This is a genomic window from Mesorhizobium sp. C264A, from assembly GCF_040324515.1.
GTDB lineage: Bacteria > Pseudomonadota > Alphaproteobacteria > Rhizobiales > Rhizobiaceae > Mesorhizobium.
Window position 1 is genome coordinate 989,069 of sequence record NZ_JAMYVY010000002.1, and the last position, 13,525, is coordinate 1,002,593.

The 13,525-nt window shown below is 62.9% G+C and carries 14 protein-coding genes; 2 read left to right on the top strand and 12 right to left on the bottom strand.

Translation table 11 applies throughout. The features are described 5' to 3' along the window. Positions 1 to 11 precede the first annotated feature (11 nt). From NKL04_RS23705 to NKL04_RS23750, 10 genes are all read right to left on the bottom strand, one after another. Positions 12 to 1,598, bottom strand: a complete 1,587-nt coding sequence (locus tag NKL04_RS23705; protein WP_023700458.1) for an FGGY-family carbohydrate kinase — start codon at positions 1,596 to 1,598, stop codon at positions 12 to 14. 134 nt (positions 1,599 to 1,732) lie between these two features. Beyond that, positions 1,733 to 2,392 carry an HAD family hydrolase gene (locus tag NKL04_RS23710; protein WP_023683588.1) on the bottom strand — a complete coding sequence of 220 codons (660 nt, stop codon included), beginning with the start codon at positions 2,390 to 2,392 and terminating at the stop codon, positions 1,733 to 1,735. A gap of 11 nt (positions 2,393 to 2,403) precedes the next feature. Next, complete coding sequence (locus NKL04_RS23715; protein WP_023689169.1) at positions 2,404 to 3,882, bottom strand: mannitol dehydrogenase family protein; 1,479 nt, start codon at positions 3,880 to 3,882, stop codon at positions 2,404 to 2,406. Between the two features lie 46 nt (positions 3,883 to 3,928). Next, on the bottom strand, positions 3,929 to 4,699 hold the full coding sequence (locus NKL04_RS23720; protein WP_023700459.1) for an L-iditol 2-dehydrogenase: 771 nt from the start codon (positions 4,697 to 4,699) through the stop codon (positions 3,929 to 3,931). Continuing rightward, positions 4,696 to 5,700 carry an ABC transporter ATP-binding protein gene (locus NKL04_RS23725; RefSeq protein WP_023700460.1) on the bottom strand — a complete coding sequence of 335 codons (1,005 nt, stop codon included), beginning with the start codon at positions 5,698 to 5,700 and terminating at the stop codon, positions 4,696 to 4,698. Before NKL04_RS23725 ends, NKL04_RS23720 begins: the two co-directional genes overlap by 4 nt. A gap of 50 nt (positions 5,701 to 5,750) precedes the next feature. Further along, a complete protein-coding gene (locus tag NKL04_RS23730; RefSeq protein WP_023671250.1) occupies positions 5,751 to 6,575 on the bottom strand; it encodes a carbohydrate ABC transporter permease in 825 nt (274 codons plus the stop codon). A gap of 11 nt (positions 6,576 to 6,586) precedes the next feature. Further along, complete coding sequence (locus NKL04_RS23735; protein ID WP_352724468.1) at positions 6,587 to 7,459, bottom strand: carbohydrate ABC transporter permease; 873 nt, start codon at positions 7,457 to 7,459, stop codon at positions 6,587 to 6,589. Positions 7,460 to 7,578: 119 nt separating this feature from the next. Beyond that, complete coding sequence (locus NKL04_RS23740; RefSeq protein ID WP_023671248.1) at positions 7,579 to 8,889, bottom strand: ABC transporter substrate-binding protein; 1,311 nt, start codon at positions 8,887 to 8,889, stop codon at positions 7,579 to 7,581. Positions 8,890 to 9,133: 244 nt separating this feature from the next. After that, positions 9,134 to 9,415, bottom strand: a complete 282-nt coding sequence (locus tag NKL04_RS23745) for a hypothetical protein (RefSeq protein ID WP_023700461.1) — start codon at positions 9,413 to 9,415, stop codon at positions 9,134 to 9,136. Between the two features lie 172 nt (positions 9,416 to 9,587). Next, a complete protein-coding gene (locus tag NKL04_RS23750; protein ID WP_023671245.1) occupies positions 9,588 to 10,496 on the bottom strand; it encodes a LysR substrate-binding domain-containing protein in 909 nt (302 codons plus the stop codon). A gap of 110 nt (positions 10,497 to 10,606) precedes the next feature. Here NKL04_RS23750 and NKL04_RS23755 point away from each other — a divergent pair, with 110 nt between their 5' ends. Next, positions 10,607 to 10,792 (top strand): hypothetical protein, encoded by a 186-nt coding sequence (locus NKL04_RS23755; protein WP_023700462.1) that lies wholly within the window; start codon positions 10,607 to 10,609, stop codon positions 10,790 to 10,792. 35 nt (positions 10,793 to 10,827) lie between these two features. Here the strand turns inward: NKL04_RS23755 and NKL04_RS23760 are convergent, their stop codons facing one another. After that, the gene (locus NKL04_RS23760) at positions 10,828 to 11,787 is read right to left on the bottom strand and encodes a sugar-binding transcriptional regulator (RefSeq protein ID WP_023700463.1); all 960 of its coding nucleotides are present in this window, start codon (positions 11,785 to 11,787) and stop codon (positions 10,828 to 10,830) included. Positions 11,788 to 12,007: 220 nt separating this feature from the next. Here NKL04_RS23760 and NKL04_RS23765 point away from each other — a divergent pair, with 220 nt between their 5' ends. Next, on the top strand, positions 12,008 to 12,640 hold the full coding sequence (locus NKL04_RS23765) for an HAD family hydrolase (protein WP_023671242.1): 633 nt from the start codon (positions 12,008 to 12,010) through the stop codon (positions 12,638 to 12,640). Between the two features lie 80 nt (positions 12,641 to 12,720). Here the strand turns inward: NKL04_RS23765 and NKL04_RS23770 are convergent, their stop codons facing one another. Further along, a complete protein-coding gene (locus tag NKL04_RS23770; protein WP_023689162.1) occupies positions 12,721 to 13,488 on the bottom strand; it encodes a class II aldolase and adducin N-terminal domain-containing protein in 768 nt (255 codons plus the stop codon). Positions 13,489 to 13,525: the final 37 nt, after the last annotated feature.

The following is a 13,525-nucleotide window of genomic DNA, read 5'->3' on the forward strand; positions in this document are numbered from 1 at the left end:
CTGGAATTGCTCTAGTTGATGGCGTCGAGCGCCTGCCGCTGGCGGTGCATTTCGAGGAAGATCCTGTAGTCGCGGTCGAAGCGGCCTGACGCGGTCGGGTTCGAGGTGCGCGCCCTGCCGCCTTGCTGCATGGCGACGCAGGCGGCATTCAGGTCCGGGAACAGGCCAGCGGCAGTGGCGGCGACCATGCCGGTGCCGAGCAGAACGGCTTCGTCGGCCAGCGGCTCGATCACCGCGCAGCCGGTGGCGTCGGCATAGAGCTCCATCAGCAACGGGTTCTTGGTGTGGCCGCCGGTGACATGCAGCGTGTCTATGAGATAGCCGTTCTCGTTCAGCGCCTCCAGCACATGGCGCACGCCGAGCGCGATGCCGACGGCGGTGCGCCAATACAGCTTGCACAGACTGTCGAAGGAGGAATCCAGCGTCAGCCCGCTGACCACACCGACCGCATGCGGATCGGCAAGCGGCGAGCGGTTGCCATGGAAATCCGGCAGCACATGCAGCCTTGCCGCCAGCTTGTCACCTTCGGTGCTGCGCAGTTCGGCGACGCGCCTGGCGATTTTTGCATGCATGGCCGCGTCCGGCTCGCCGCCGGCGCCGTGCCAGCGGATGATATGGTCGAGCAGCGCACCGGTCGCCGACTGGCCGCCTTCCGACAGCCAGAGTTTTGGCAGTGCGGCGCCATAGTATGGACCCCAGACGCCGGCGAAAGGCTGCGGGTCGGGCGACATCGCCATGACGCAGGACGAGGTGCCGGCGATCAATGCCAGATGGCGGCCGATATTCTGCTCGTCGCCAGCAAAGCCGCCGAGCACGCCAAGCGCGCCGGCATAGGCATCGATGACGCCGGCGCCGACCCGACAGTTTTCGCTCAAGCCCAACTCCGCCGCCGCTTCAGGGGTGAGCGTGCCGATGTCTGCGCCGACAGCACTTGCCTTCTCCGGCAGGCTGCCGTGTTCGAACAGATCGCCAAGCCCGACCCTGTCGAAGAAGTCACGGCGCCAGCCGGTTTCCTCATGCGCCAGATAGGTCCATTTGGCGGTCAGCGTGCATTGCGAGCGCGCCAGCGACCCGGTCGCCTTCCAGGTCAGGAAATCGGTGAGGTCGAATAGGTAGCCGGCTTCATGCCAAGTTCCCGGCAGATTGCGCTTCAGCCACATCAGCTTCGGCGTCGCCATTTCCGGCGACATGACGCCACCGATATAGTCGAGTACGGCGTGGCCGCTATCGGTGCATTCATCTGCCTCGGCGATGGCGCGATGGTCGAGCCAGACGATGGTGTCCCAGCGCCGTTCGCCCGTCACCGAGACGCTGAGCTGGCCGGCATTCCTGTCCAGCACCACCAGCGAGCAGGTGGCGTCGAACGACATGCCGACAATATCGTCGGCTGACACACCGGCCTTTTCGCGCGCGGCACGCACCGCGATGCACACAGCCGACCAGATATCCTGCGAATTGTGCTCGGCGTGATCGGCCTGCGGCTGGTTCATGACGATCGGATGCTCGGCGCGGCCGAGCAAGGTGCCTGACGTGTCGAGAATGCCCGCGCGGGCGCTCCCGGTGCCGACATCGACCGCGCAAACGAAGCTTTTCGTCAAGATGCTTTTACTCTCGCTCCCTAGAGCCGGATGATTTCAGGTCTGTTCGACCTGAAATCTGAATCCGTCTCTAAATCAAAGAAGTAGAGCATGATGTCGTCCGAAAACCGCTTCACACTTTTCGGCATCATGCTCTAGCCTGCAATCAGATCGGGCAATTGCAGCATGTCCGCGAATATAAAGTCCGGTTCACTCGACGCAAGCCGCGCTTTCAAGGCCGGGTTGCCGGCGTGCGAACCGCCGGTGAAAGCAAAGACGCGCATACCGGCCGCACGCGCCGCCGCGATGCCGGCAGGGCTGTCCTCGATTACGATGCAATTACCGGGATGCGCGCGCATAGCAGCGGCGGCATGGAGAAAAAGATCCGGCGCCGGCTTGCCGCGCGCGACCATGGCAGCGCTGAACAGATGGGGCTCGAGCAGGCCGAGCAGGCCGGTAACGTCGAGCGCATAGCGAATGCGGTCGAGCGTGCCGGAGGAAGCGACGCAGCAGGGCACGCCCAGCCTCGGCAGGATGTCGCTGATGCCGGGAATCGGCTTCAGCTCCTCGCGGAATTTGCGCATCAGCTCGACGCGCATATCGGTCAGGTGCACGTCGGTGATGTCGATGGTGAAATCGCGAAGAAGTATCTCGCGCACGCTCTTCATGCTCTTGCCGAGGAAATGCTCGTAGGCCGCATCCTCGCTGACCGAGCCCCCGGCGGCAGAGATCATGCCGAGCAGAGCCGAAACCGACAGCGCCTCGCTGTCGACCAGCACGCCGTCACAGTCGAAGATGACCAGTTCGGGCGTCATTGCGGCTGGCGTCAGAGCTTGCCGGAGATGTAGCGCGTCAGCGTCGCGCGCGTGCCATTCGCCCACAAGACGTTGAGCGCATGGGCAAAGGCCTCGGCGAACGCCGCCGAGCGGCCGACATCGCCATAGATGTCCTCCATCGCAAGCCAGGCGCCGGGCGCATCCTTCGCCGCCTTGGCGGTTGCCTGCAGCCGGTCCCAGCTGGGATCGTTGGCTTCGATGTCGGCGCCGCTGTCGGTGGTGCCGAAGCAATAGCGGCACCACAGCGCCGATTCCAGCGCGAGACCCGCAACGCTCTTCCCGGCTTTCAGCCGGTCGGCGATGGTCGGGATGATGAATTTCGGCTGCCGGTTGGAACCGTCGAGGCAAAGCCGGCGGATGGTGTCGCCGATCTTCGGGTTGGAAAAGCGGTGCTCGATGAGCTGGTAATAATCCTCCAGCACGGTGTCCGGCACCGGCGGCACCGTCGGGATGATCTCGTCATGCTCGAGCTTGGCGAGGAAGCCGCGCACCAGCGGCTCCTGCATCGCCTCATGGACGAAATGGATGTCCATCAACCCTGCGGGATAAGCGATCGTGGCATGACCGCCATTGAGGATGCGGATCTTCATCAGCTCATAGGGCGCGACATCCCTCACGAATTGCACACCGACCTTTTCCAGCGGCGGGCGGCCGTCGGTGAAACGGTCTTCCAGCACCCATTGCTTGAACGGCTCGCAGAACACCGGCCAGTTGTCCTCGAGGCCGAACTCGGTGGCGAGAATGCCGCGCTCGCGGTCGGAGGTGGCGGGGGTGATGCGGTCGACCATGCCGTTGGGAAAGGCGACATTGTCGCTGACCCAGTTTGCCAGATCCTCGTCGATCAGCCGGGCGAGGCCGATGACGCCATCCGAGGTGACATGGCCATTGTGAGGGATGTTGTCGCAGGACATGACGGTGAACGGCACGATGCCGTCGGCCCGGCGGCGCATCAGCCCGGCCAGGATGAGGCCGAACACCGTCTTCGGCGTCGTACCTGCCTGCGCGTCGGCAACGATATCAGGATGGGTCGGGTTGAACTTTCCGGAGGCCGGATCGATGAAATACCCGCCTTCGGTGATGGTCAGCGAGACGATCTTGATCGCCGGATCGGCGAGCTGGTCGATGATCGCATCCGCATCGCCGGGCGTCAGGAAATCGATCATGACGCCGGTGACGCGGGCGCTCATATGGTCGGAATCCTGCTCGACCACGGTGGTCAGCCAGTCCTGCTCCTGCAGCTTGGAACGACCGATTTTTTCGCCCTCGAAGACCCCGGCGCCGACCAGCGCCCAGTCATGGCCGATGCCTGCATTGAAGAGATCGTCGAGGTAGACCGCCTGATGCGACCGATGGAAATTGCCGACGCCGAAATGGACGATACCGGGTTTGAGCCTGGAGCGATCATATCTGGGACCGGCGACCTTGGCGGGGAGTTCCGAGAGGATCGAGGAGGAGAGTTTCACGGTCATTTTTCTACCCTTTTGGCCGGGCTGCGGCCTTCGTGATCCCGGCCCATCAACTCATCCATTGGCCGCCATCGACATTGTAGGTCTGGGCGACGATGTATTCGGCGTCGTCGCTGGCCAGGAAGACCGCCATGCCGGTCAGGTCCTCCGGCTTGCCCATGCGGCCATAGGGCACGCCCTCGCCGACCAGCCGCTTCTTCTCGCCCTTCGGCCGGTTCTCATATTTGGCAAACAGCGCATCGACCTCATCCCACATATCGCTGTCGACGACGCCGGGCGCGATGCCATTGACGTTGATGCGGTGCTTGATCAGATCGAGCCCGGCGGACTGGGTCAGCGAAATCACCGCGGCCTTGGTGGCGCAATAGACGGCGACCAGCGGCTCGCCGCGCCGTCCTGCCTGGCTGGCGATGTTGATGATCTTGCCGCCCTTGCCCCTTGCGATCATCGAACGCGCCGCTGCCTGCAGCATGAACAAGGTGCCGGCGACGTTGACGGAGAACAATTTGTCGTAGCTTGCTTTGGTGATCTCGACGATCGGCGCCAGGTCGAACAAGGCAGCGTTGTTGATCAGTATGTCGAGGCCGCCGGTCTTTGTTTCGACCGCATTGACCGCCGCATGGATCGAAGCAAGGTCGCTGACGTCGAGCCTGACCGGATAGGAGTTGGCGCCAATCTCGGCGGCCGTCTTTTCGGCAGCCGCCAGATTGATATCGGCAATGGCCACCGTGGCACCCTCGCGCGTATAGGCTTCGGCAAAAGCCCTGCCGATGCCGCGCGCGGATCCGGTGATCAGCGCCGATTTGCCTTTCAGTCTCACTGCGTCAGCGCCTTTCCGTCGGGGCCGAAGCGATGCATGCGGACCTTGTCGGGCGTCAAATAGATGGTGTCGCCGTGGCGTACTGCCAGTTCGCCATCGGCGCGTACCGTCAGCGGACCGACGCCGTCGGCCTGGACATGCAGGAAGGTGTCGGAGCCCAGATGCTCGGCGACGCCGACAAGGGCTTTCCAGTCACCCGCTGTGGTCGATATCCCCATATGCTCAGGACGAATGCCGATGGTCTTGGCGTTGTATTTGGCCGCCGGCGCACCTTCGATCAGGTTCATTTTCGGCGAACCGATGAAGCCCGCCACGAACAGGTTCTTCGGCGACTTGTAGAGTTCCATCGGCGAGCCGACCTGTTCGATGTTGCCGGCGTTAAGCACGACGATCTTGTCGGCCATGGTCATGGCTTCGATCTGGTCGTGGGTGACGTAGACCATCGTCGTCTTGAGCTGATGGTGCAGCTCGCTGATTTCGAGCCGCATGGTGCCGCGCAGTGCGGCATCGAGGTTGGACAGCGGCTCGTCGAACAGGAATGCCGAGGGCTGGCGCACGATGGCGCGGCCGATGGCGACGCGTTGCCGCTGGCCGCCGGAGAGCTGGCCGGGCCGGCGTTCGAGATAGTTGGTGAGGTTGAGGACCCGGGCTGCGTCCTTCACCTTCCTGTCGATCGTCGCCACATCCTCGCCCGCCATCTTCAGCGGGAAGCCGATGTTCTTGGCCACCGTCATATGCGGATAGAGCGCATAGGACTGGAATACCATGGCCAGCTTGCGCTTGGCCGGCGCCTCGCCGGTGACGTCACGGCCATCGATGTTGATGGTGCCCCCGCTGGTGTCCTCGAGCCCGGCGATGAGGCGCAGCAGCGTGGACTTGCCGCAACCCGACGGCCCGACGAAGACGACGAACTCGCCATTCTCGATGACCAGGTCGAGGCCTGGAATGATGACCGTCGATCCGAAATGCTTGGAGACGTTCTTGAGCGTGATGTTTCCCATGGTTTCCTCCCCGAGGGGTTATTTGGCCGGATTGCTTCAGGCAACGTCCGTTATTTTACCGCGCCGAATGTCAGGCCGCGCACCAGCTGCTTCTGGCTGAACCAGCCCATGATCAGGATGGGGGCGATGGCCAGCGTCGAGGCCGCCGAAAGCTTGGCCCAGAACAGGCCTTGCGGGCTTGAGAACGAACTGATGAAGGCCGTCAGCGGCGCCGCCTCGGTGGTGGTCAGGCGGATGGTCCAGAACGCTTCGTTCCATGCCAGGATGATGTTGAGCAGCATGGTCGATGCGATGCCCGGCACGGCCATGGGGGTCAGCACATAGACGATCTCGCCCCACAGGGTGGCGCCGTCCATGCGTGCCGCCTCCAGGATTTCGCCGGGGATTTCGCGGAAGTAGGTGTAGAGCATCCAGATCACGATCGGCAGGTTGATCAGCATCAGCATGATCATCAGGCCGATGCGGCTGTCGAGCAGTCCGGCATCGCGGAAGATGAGGTAGATCGGGAATAGCACGGCAACCGCCGGCATCATCTTGGTCGAGAGCATCCACATCAGGATGTCCTTGGTCCACTTGCCCGGCGAGAAGGCCATCGACCAGGCGGCCGGAACCGCGACTATCAGGGCCAGGATGGTCGAGCCGACCGAGAGCAGCACCGAGTTGAAGAAGAACTTGAAGTAGCCGCTCTGCGCCTGGACCTCGGTATAGCTCTCGAACGTCCCCGACGGGATCAGCGCGAAGCCCTGGATGGCCTCCTGCTCCGACTTGAACGAGGTGATGATCGTGTAGAGGATCGGGAAGAAGATCAGCAGCGCGACGATCCAGGCGGCGCCTGTCGCAATGACCTTGTGTTGGGTGGTGACTGCACGTGCCATCGTATCCTCCCTTACTTGTCCAGGTTCTTGCCGACCGCGCGCATGGCGAAGAAGGCGACGATGTTGGCGAGAATGACGGCGATGACACCGCCGGCCGATGCCTGGCCGATTTTGAACTCCAGCAATGCCTTCTGGTAGACGAGGAAGGGCAGGTTGGTGGAGGCATAGCCGGGTCCGCCATTGGTGGTGACCAGGATTTCGGCATAGACCGACAGCAGGAAGATGGTCTGGATCAGGATGACGACGGTGATGGCGCGCGACATGTGCGGCAGCGTCAGATAGATGAAGCGGCTGACGAAACCGGCGCCGTCCATCTCGGCGGCTTCCTTCTGCTCGCCGTCGAGCGACTGCAATGCGGTCAGCAGGATCAGCGTTGCGAAGGGCAGCCATTGCCAGGCGACGATGATGATGATGGCAAGCATCGGATGCTGCCCGAACCAGTCGATCGGTTGAGCCCCGAAGAAGCGCGCAATGTCGGCAAAGACGCCGTATTGCGGGTGCATGATCATGTTCTTCCAGACAAGTGCAGCCACCGGCGGCATGACGAAGAACGGAGAGATGACGAGGATGCGGACGATCCCCTGTCCCCACATCGGCTGATCGATCAACAGCGCCAGCATGACGCCGCCGATGACGGTGATCAGCAGCACGCTGCCCACCAGGACCAGCGTGTTGAGGATCGACTGCAGGAATGCCGGGTTGGAATAGAACAGCGAGTAATTCGAGAACCAGACAAACCCGTCGCGGATCGGATTGAGCGGATTGTACTGCTGGAAGGAGAACCAGATCGTGAGTGCCAGCGGCACGATCATCCAGACGAACAGCAGCACCACGGATGGCGCCAACATAAAGCGGGCAAGCGAACGGGTCTGCTGAGTAGCCATGACGGTCACCCTTCAAGGTCAGCCAAATTTTCAGGTGTGTGAAAGGGGCCGCCCGAAATGGGATTCGGGCGGCCGTTGCCGGCCAAGGAGGCGGCCGGCATTCGGCACCGGGAGGAGCCTTACTTGATATAACCGCCTTCGGTCATGGTCGCGGTGGCGGCGTCCTGCGCCTGCTTGAGCGCGTCGTCTACGCTGGTCTGGCCGGCGAGCGCCGCCGAGAACAGCTGGCCAACGGTTGTGCCGAGGCCCTGGAACTCAGGAATGGCGACGAACTGCACACCGACATAGGGCACCGGCTTGACGGTCGGATGCGTCGGGTCGGCGGCATTGATCGAGTCCAGCGTCATCTTGGCGAACGGAGCCGCCTTCTGATACTCGGCATTGGCGTAGAGCGAGGAGCGCGTGCCCGGAGGAACGTTGGCCCAGCCTTCCTTCGAAGCAACCAGTTCTGCGTAGTGCTTGCTGGTCGCCCAAGAGACGAACTTCTGTGCGGCGTCTCCCTTCTGCGTGCCGGCCGGGATGGCCAGCGACCATGCCCACAGCCAGTTGCCGCGCTTGCCCAGACCATTGTCGGGGGCCAGTGCGTAGCCGACCTTGTCCGCGACGGTCGAGTTCTTCGGGTCGGAGACGAAGGAGGCGGCGACAGTGGCGTCGATCCACATGCCGCACTTGCCCTGCTGGAACAGCGCCAGGTTTTCGTTGAAGCCGTTGGACGAGGCGCCCTCGGGACCGTCGGCCTTCATCAGGTCGACATAGAACTGCAGCGTGTTCTTCCATTCCGGCTGGTCGAATTGCGGCTTCCAGTTCTCGTCGAACCAGCGGGCGCCGAAGGAGTTCGACATGGCGGTGAGGAAGGCCATGTTCTCGCCCCAGCCGGCCTTGCCGCGCAGGCAAACGCCGTTCACGCCATTGGCGCGGTCGGTCATCTTGTCGGCGGCCTGCTTGATGAAGTCCCAGGTCGGGGCGTCGGGCATCTTCAGCCCGGCCTTCTCGATCAAGTCCTTGCGGTACATGACGAAGGAGCTTTCGCCGTAGAAGGGCGCGGCATAGAGCTTGCCGTCGACCGACAGGCCGCCGGCGATGGCCGGGATGATGTCCTTGGCGTCATAGTCGTCGCCGAGCTTGTCGAGCGGCAACAGCCAGTTCTGCTTGGCCCAGATCGGAACCTCGTAGGTGCCGATGGTCATAACGTCATACTGGCCGCCCTTGGTGGCAATGTCGGTGGTGACGCGCTCGCGCAGCACGTTCTCTTCGAGCGTGACCCAGTTGAGCGTGACGTCGGGGTTAGCCTTGGTGAAGTCGTCGGTCAGCTTCTGCATGCGGACCATGTCGCCATTGTTGACGGTGGCGATGGTGATGGATTCGGCATGCGCGGCGAAAGCGAAGGCGCTGGCCGACAACAGGCCCAAAGTGAGCGTGCGCAGTTTCATCAAATTCCTCCCATGAACCAAGATGAGCATTTGCCTTGGTAATGGGCAATTACTCACTTGGCGTTAATTATGTCAAGCCGGATTCGATGCTGCAGCGCAGCACACGGGGCAGGTGCGCGACGTTGCGTCGCGTACAGGATATTGAATGGATTTGGGAGGCTGTTTGCACGGGATGTGAGAGCGGGTTGATGCCGACCCATCGCAACCCAATCATGGCGCCAAGGGAGCGATAGGGCCCAGCCCGTCAGCCGTGGGACGGGTAGCGTCCGACGGAATATTCGAAAACCCTGCCGTCGCGTGTTTGCTTGGCTCTGGTCAGCACTTCCGTCACCTGGATCCAGCTGGGCTCGTCCTTGCGCAGCCTAACTTCCCGGCCGATTGCCTTCACGGCAGCTTGAAACGGCGTAAATGCTTCGATCACCTGCGTCGTGCGCACGGTGTTGTTTTCGATTTCTTCGACGCGATAGACTTTCATCAGCCGGCTGATCGACCCTGTTTCAATCTGCAGACGATTGATCCTGCTCAATTGGGTCCTCACAAGCACAAGCCTATGCCGGGCGAGTGATATCGACAGCGTTTTTGTCAAGCTTGGTTAACCGGGTGGCCCGATCGCAGCTGTTTGTCCGCGAAAGCGAGCATTCGTCGCGGATCCATGGCTCGCTTTGCATCTCGGAAATCAATCCGCGAATCGCTCGCCCTCAGGCGCAGGCGATCTCGGCCAGGATCCAGTCCCGGAAGGCTTTTATCTTCGGCACGTTGCGACGCGCCGTCGGGTAGACCAGCCAATAGGCGTGGCCGTCGTCGCCGACCAGGTCGAAGGGCTGGATCAGGCGGCCGGCGGCGAGCTCGGTCTTGAACAATGCGGTGGTCAGGATCGCCACACCATGGCCGGCGATGGCCGCGTTCGCCTCATAGGCCTGCGCGCCCATGCTGGTGCCGGTGCGCCTGGCAAGTTCGTCCGCCGGGACGCCGGCAAGGGCGAACCATTCCCGCCACCAGATGTCGCCGGGATCGAGAATGGGCAGCTTGAACAGGTCGGCGGGTTCGTGGACGCCACCTATGGTGGCAGCGAGTGCCGGGCTCAGCACCGGGGTGAAATCGGCCTTGAACAAAAGATGGGTCTCCACTCCAGGCCACTTGCCGCTGCCGGAGCGGATAGCGATGTCCATGTCCTCGCGGGCAAAATCGATCACCCTGTTCGAGGTATCGACGCGCACCGCCAGCGACGGATGCGCGACCTGGAAGGAGCCGAGGTGCTGCGCCAGCCAGTTCGAGGCAAAGGTCAGCAGCGTCGAGACGCACAGCACACCATCGGCGCCCCCACGCGCGGCGGAATAGGCGCTTGAGAGCAGGCTGAACGCCTCGCTGACGGCGGGCGCCAGGCGCTGGCCGGGTTCCGTCAGCACAATCTGGCGCGGCTGGCGCAGGAACAGCGGCGAACCGATGCGCTCTTCCAGAAGCTTGATCTGATAACTGGCGGCGGCCTGCGTCATGCCGAGTTCCTGCGCGGCCTTGGTGAAGGAGAGATGCCGCGCGACGGCTTCGAACACCCTGATGGCCTGCAGCGGCGGCAGCTGGGCGAGCTGTGGTGCCTTGAGATCGGGCATAAGCCCTCCTTATGGGTCGTGATCGACGTTTGATTGGCGGCAAGAGCCAATCAGGCCGATATCTGGTGTCAACGATCAATCAAGTTCAAGCATAGCGGAGGCTGAAGATCATGACCACGGCACAGCAAAAACTCCATTCCACCCCGGCGCAGAGCTGGTTTTCCCTGCTGGTGCATGAATTTTCCCTGCTTGTGCACCGCCGGCGCGGCTACGTCGACGTCCGGGAGTTGTCGCCGCATCTGCAGCGCGATATGGGTTTTCTCGACGGCAACGACCCGTCCGGGCGCTGCAAATAAACGTGTTGGATTTTATCGATGGGCCGCTTAATCTATCAGGAACCGTCGAGCAAGGCCGTGGCGGTCCGCTCGTCGGTGATGAGGCCATTGACCAGCCGGCGGTTCACAGCGGCCAGGATGCCCGGCAATTTGCGCTCGCCCATGGCGAGCGCAATGACCAGCGACTTTTCGCGTGACGGCAAGGCTGCCGACGATACCCGGTCGTTGGTGATGCCCTCGATCATGCGGCCTTCCCGATCGAACACCCAGCCGACGATCTCGGCGACGCCGCCAGCCTTTTGCAACGCCTTCAGCTCGCTTTCCGAGATAAAACCGTCCTCGTAGAGCGGCGCCTTCGGGCCGAGATCGCCGATGCCGACAAAGGTCACGTCGGCTTCCGCGGCCAGCGCCAGCGTCGGTTGGATCATCGGCTGGGCAAGCAGCATCTCGCGCTCTTCCGGCGACGAGGCGATGACCGGCAGCGGCATCGGGAACGAGCGCGCCTTGACCCGGTCGGCCATGGTGAAGATGACGTTGTAGAAGGCGGCCGAACCGTCGGGCGAGATGTTGCCGGTCAAGGACACAACCTTGTGCTGCGAGCATTCCATCGGCGGCAATTGCTCGATCGCCGCCTTCAGCGTGCGGCCGGTGCCGATGGCCAAGACGATGGGCGTCGGTGACCGCAGCCGCCGCTCGATCTCGGTCGCGGCCGCCTCGGCAATGCCGATCGTGGTCGAGGATGAGGTTGGATCGCTCGGCACCACTTCGACGAGGTCGAGCGCGAAGCGTGACTTCAGTCTAGCTGCGAGATCAAGGCAATTGGCGATCGGGTGATCGACGCGAACCTTGATCAGCCCCTCCGACACCGCCAGCGACACCAGCCGCTGCGCCGTCTGCCGGGAAATGCCGAGCGTGGCGGCGATCTGGTCCTGGGTGTTGCCGGCAACATAATAAAGCCAGCCGGCGCGCGCTGCCTCGTCCAGCCTGCTGCTGCCGCCATCTTGCCGCGAATTCAAAATGTGCCTCCAGCCCTGCCCCTTTGCGCGCCCTTGGGCGAAGCGTCGTAGTCTTGCAGGGAATGTGTCGGCGCGCAATTGTTCAATCGGGAAGACAATTGCTTGCTGCTTCGATCCGGCCGCCGCGCGGCAACCAACCCAGCGAAAATCGCCAGCGGACGGGCTCGGCGGTTTATCTCCTGATACAAACGCTTTAAGGGGATCGGCAAAGGAGCCTCGCATGACGCCGAAAGCGGTTTTCTGGGATATGGACGGCACGCTGGTCGACAGCGAGCCGCTGCACGAGGCGGCCTTGGTGGCGGCGCTGCGCAGCGTCGGTATCACGCCGCCGGCCGACCTGCATGAGCGGGTGCTGGGCGTCGCCGCCGCACCGGTCTACGAGATGCTGCGCAGCGAGTTCGGCCTCGACCTGCCCTTCGACGACTGGATCGTGCGCAAATACGATCACTACATGCCGATGGCCGAGACGCTGAAGCCGCGCCCCGGCGCGATCGAAGTGTTCAACGAGTTGCGCGCGCTCGGCGTGCAGCAGGCGGTGGTGTCCAATTCCGACCGGGTGATCGTCGATGCAAATCTGAGCGCCGTCGGCCTGATCTATCCCGGCATGCGCACGATCAGCCGAAACGACGTGCGCGAAGGCAAGCCGCATCCCGAACCGTTCCTGCGCGCCGCGTGGCTGGCCGGCGTCGATCCTTCAGACGCGGTGGCCGTCGACGACAGCGTTACCGGCGCCACATCAGGCCTGGCCGCGGGGATGCGGACGATCTTCTGGCCGGAAGCGCCGATGGCAGGACCGAAGGGCGCTGTCGTGATCAACAGTGCGGAAGAGTTGCGGGCTCAGTTGGGACTCTGAGTGAGCCTATGAACGTCGGCGCTGCCCTCATCCCCCTGCCGGGACCTTCTCCCCGTGAACGGGGAGAAGGGTGAACTCATTCAGCTGCGGTACACCGGCTCCTCCTCGTCGAGGATCGCCTTCAGCTCGGCCAGGTGACGCTCCGCCTGGCCGGGATAGTCGTCCATTTCGCTGGCGGCCTTTTCGGCAATGGCGTCGGAGAGCGTGCGCAGCGGCCGGCCGGTCCACAGCGCCTTGATGTAGGTCTCGGCGGCGCGTTCGAAATAGAACATGCGGTTGAAGGCGTCGGCAACGGTGTCGCCGATGACCATGACGCCGTGATTGCCCATCACCATCACCTTGACCTTAGGGTCGGTGAGCAGTTGCGAGCAGCGCTCGCCCTCTTCCTCGAAGGCCAGCCCGCCATAATGGGCGTCGACGACGTGGCGGTTGAAGAACATGGCCGAGTTCTGGTCGATCGGCGGCAGAGTCGAGTCGGCCAGCGATGCAAGCACAGTGGCATGAATGGAATGCACATGCATGGCGCAGCGCGCATGCGGCACGTTGCGGTGAATGGCGCCGTGCAGACCCCAGGCAGTCGGGTCGGGCGCGTCGGGGCCGGTCAGCGTCTCGGGATCGTTGGCGTCGATCAGCAAAAGGTCGCTCGCCTTGATGCGCGAGAAATGCACCTGGTTGGGGTTCATCAGGAATTTGCTGCCGTCCTCGTTGACCGACAGCGAGAAGTGGTTGGCCACGGCTTCATGCATGTTGAGCCGCGCCGTCCAGCGGAAGGCGGCGGCGAGGTCGACGCGCTCCTCATAATAGGGCAGGTTGGTCAGCGGCTCTTTCTGCAAACGGGCGATGCTCATCAAAAAATCCTCCATTTCCCCAAGAATGCCGCGCCCA

Coding starts and splice junctions, on each gene's coding strand:
- NKL04_RS23710 (WP_023683588.1), bottom strand. CDS start 2,392: ATGACGCCCGAACTGGTCATCTTCGACTGTGACGGCGTGCTGGTCGAC.
- NKL04_RS23715 (WP_023689169.1), bottom strand. CDS start 3,882: ATGACCGTGAAACTCTCCTCCTCGATCCTCTCGGAACTCCCCGCCAAG.
- NKL04_RS23725 (WP_023700460.1), bottom strand. CDS start 5,700: ATGGGAAACATCACGCTCAAGAACGTCTCCAAGCATTTCGGATCGACG.
- NKL04_RS23730 (WP_023671250.1), bottom strand. CDS start 6,575: ATGGCACGTGCAGTCACCACCCAACACAAGGTCATTGCGACAGGCGCC.
- NKL04_RS23735 (WP_352724468.1), bottom strand. CDS start 7,459: ATGGCTACTCAGCAGACCCGTTCGCTTGCCCGCTTTATGTTGGCGCCA.
- NKL04_RS23740 (WP_023671248.1), bottom strand. CDS start 8,889: ATGAAACTGCGCACGCTCACTTTGGGCCTGTTGTCGGCCAGCGCCTTC.
- NKL04_RS23750 (WP_023671245.1), bottom strand. CDS start 10,496: ATGCCCGATCTCAAGGCACCACAGCTCGCCCAGCTGCCGCCGCTGCAG.
- NKL04_RS23755 (WP_023700462.1), top strand. CDS start 10,607: ATGACCACGGCACAGCAAAAACTCCATTCCACCCCGGCGCAGAGCTGG.
- NKL04_RS23765 (WP_023671242.1), top strand. CDS start 12,008: ATGACGCCGAAAGCGGTTTTCTGGGATATGGACGGCACGCTGGTCGAC.
- NKL04_RS23770 (WP_023689162.1), bottom strand. CDS start 13,488: ATGAGCATCGCCCGTTTGCAGAAAGAGCCGCTGACCAACCTGCCCTAT.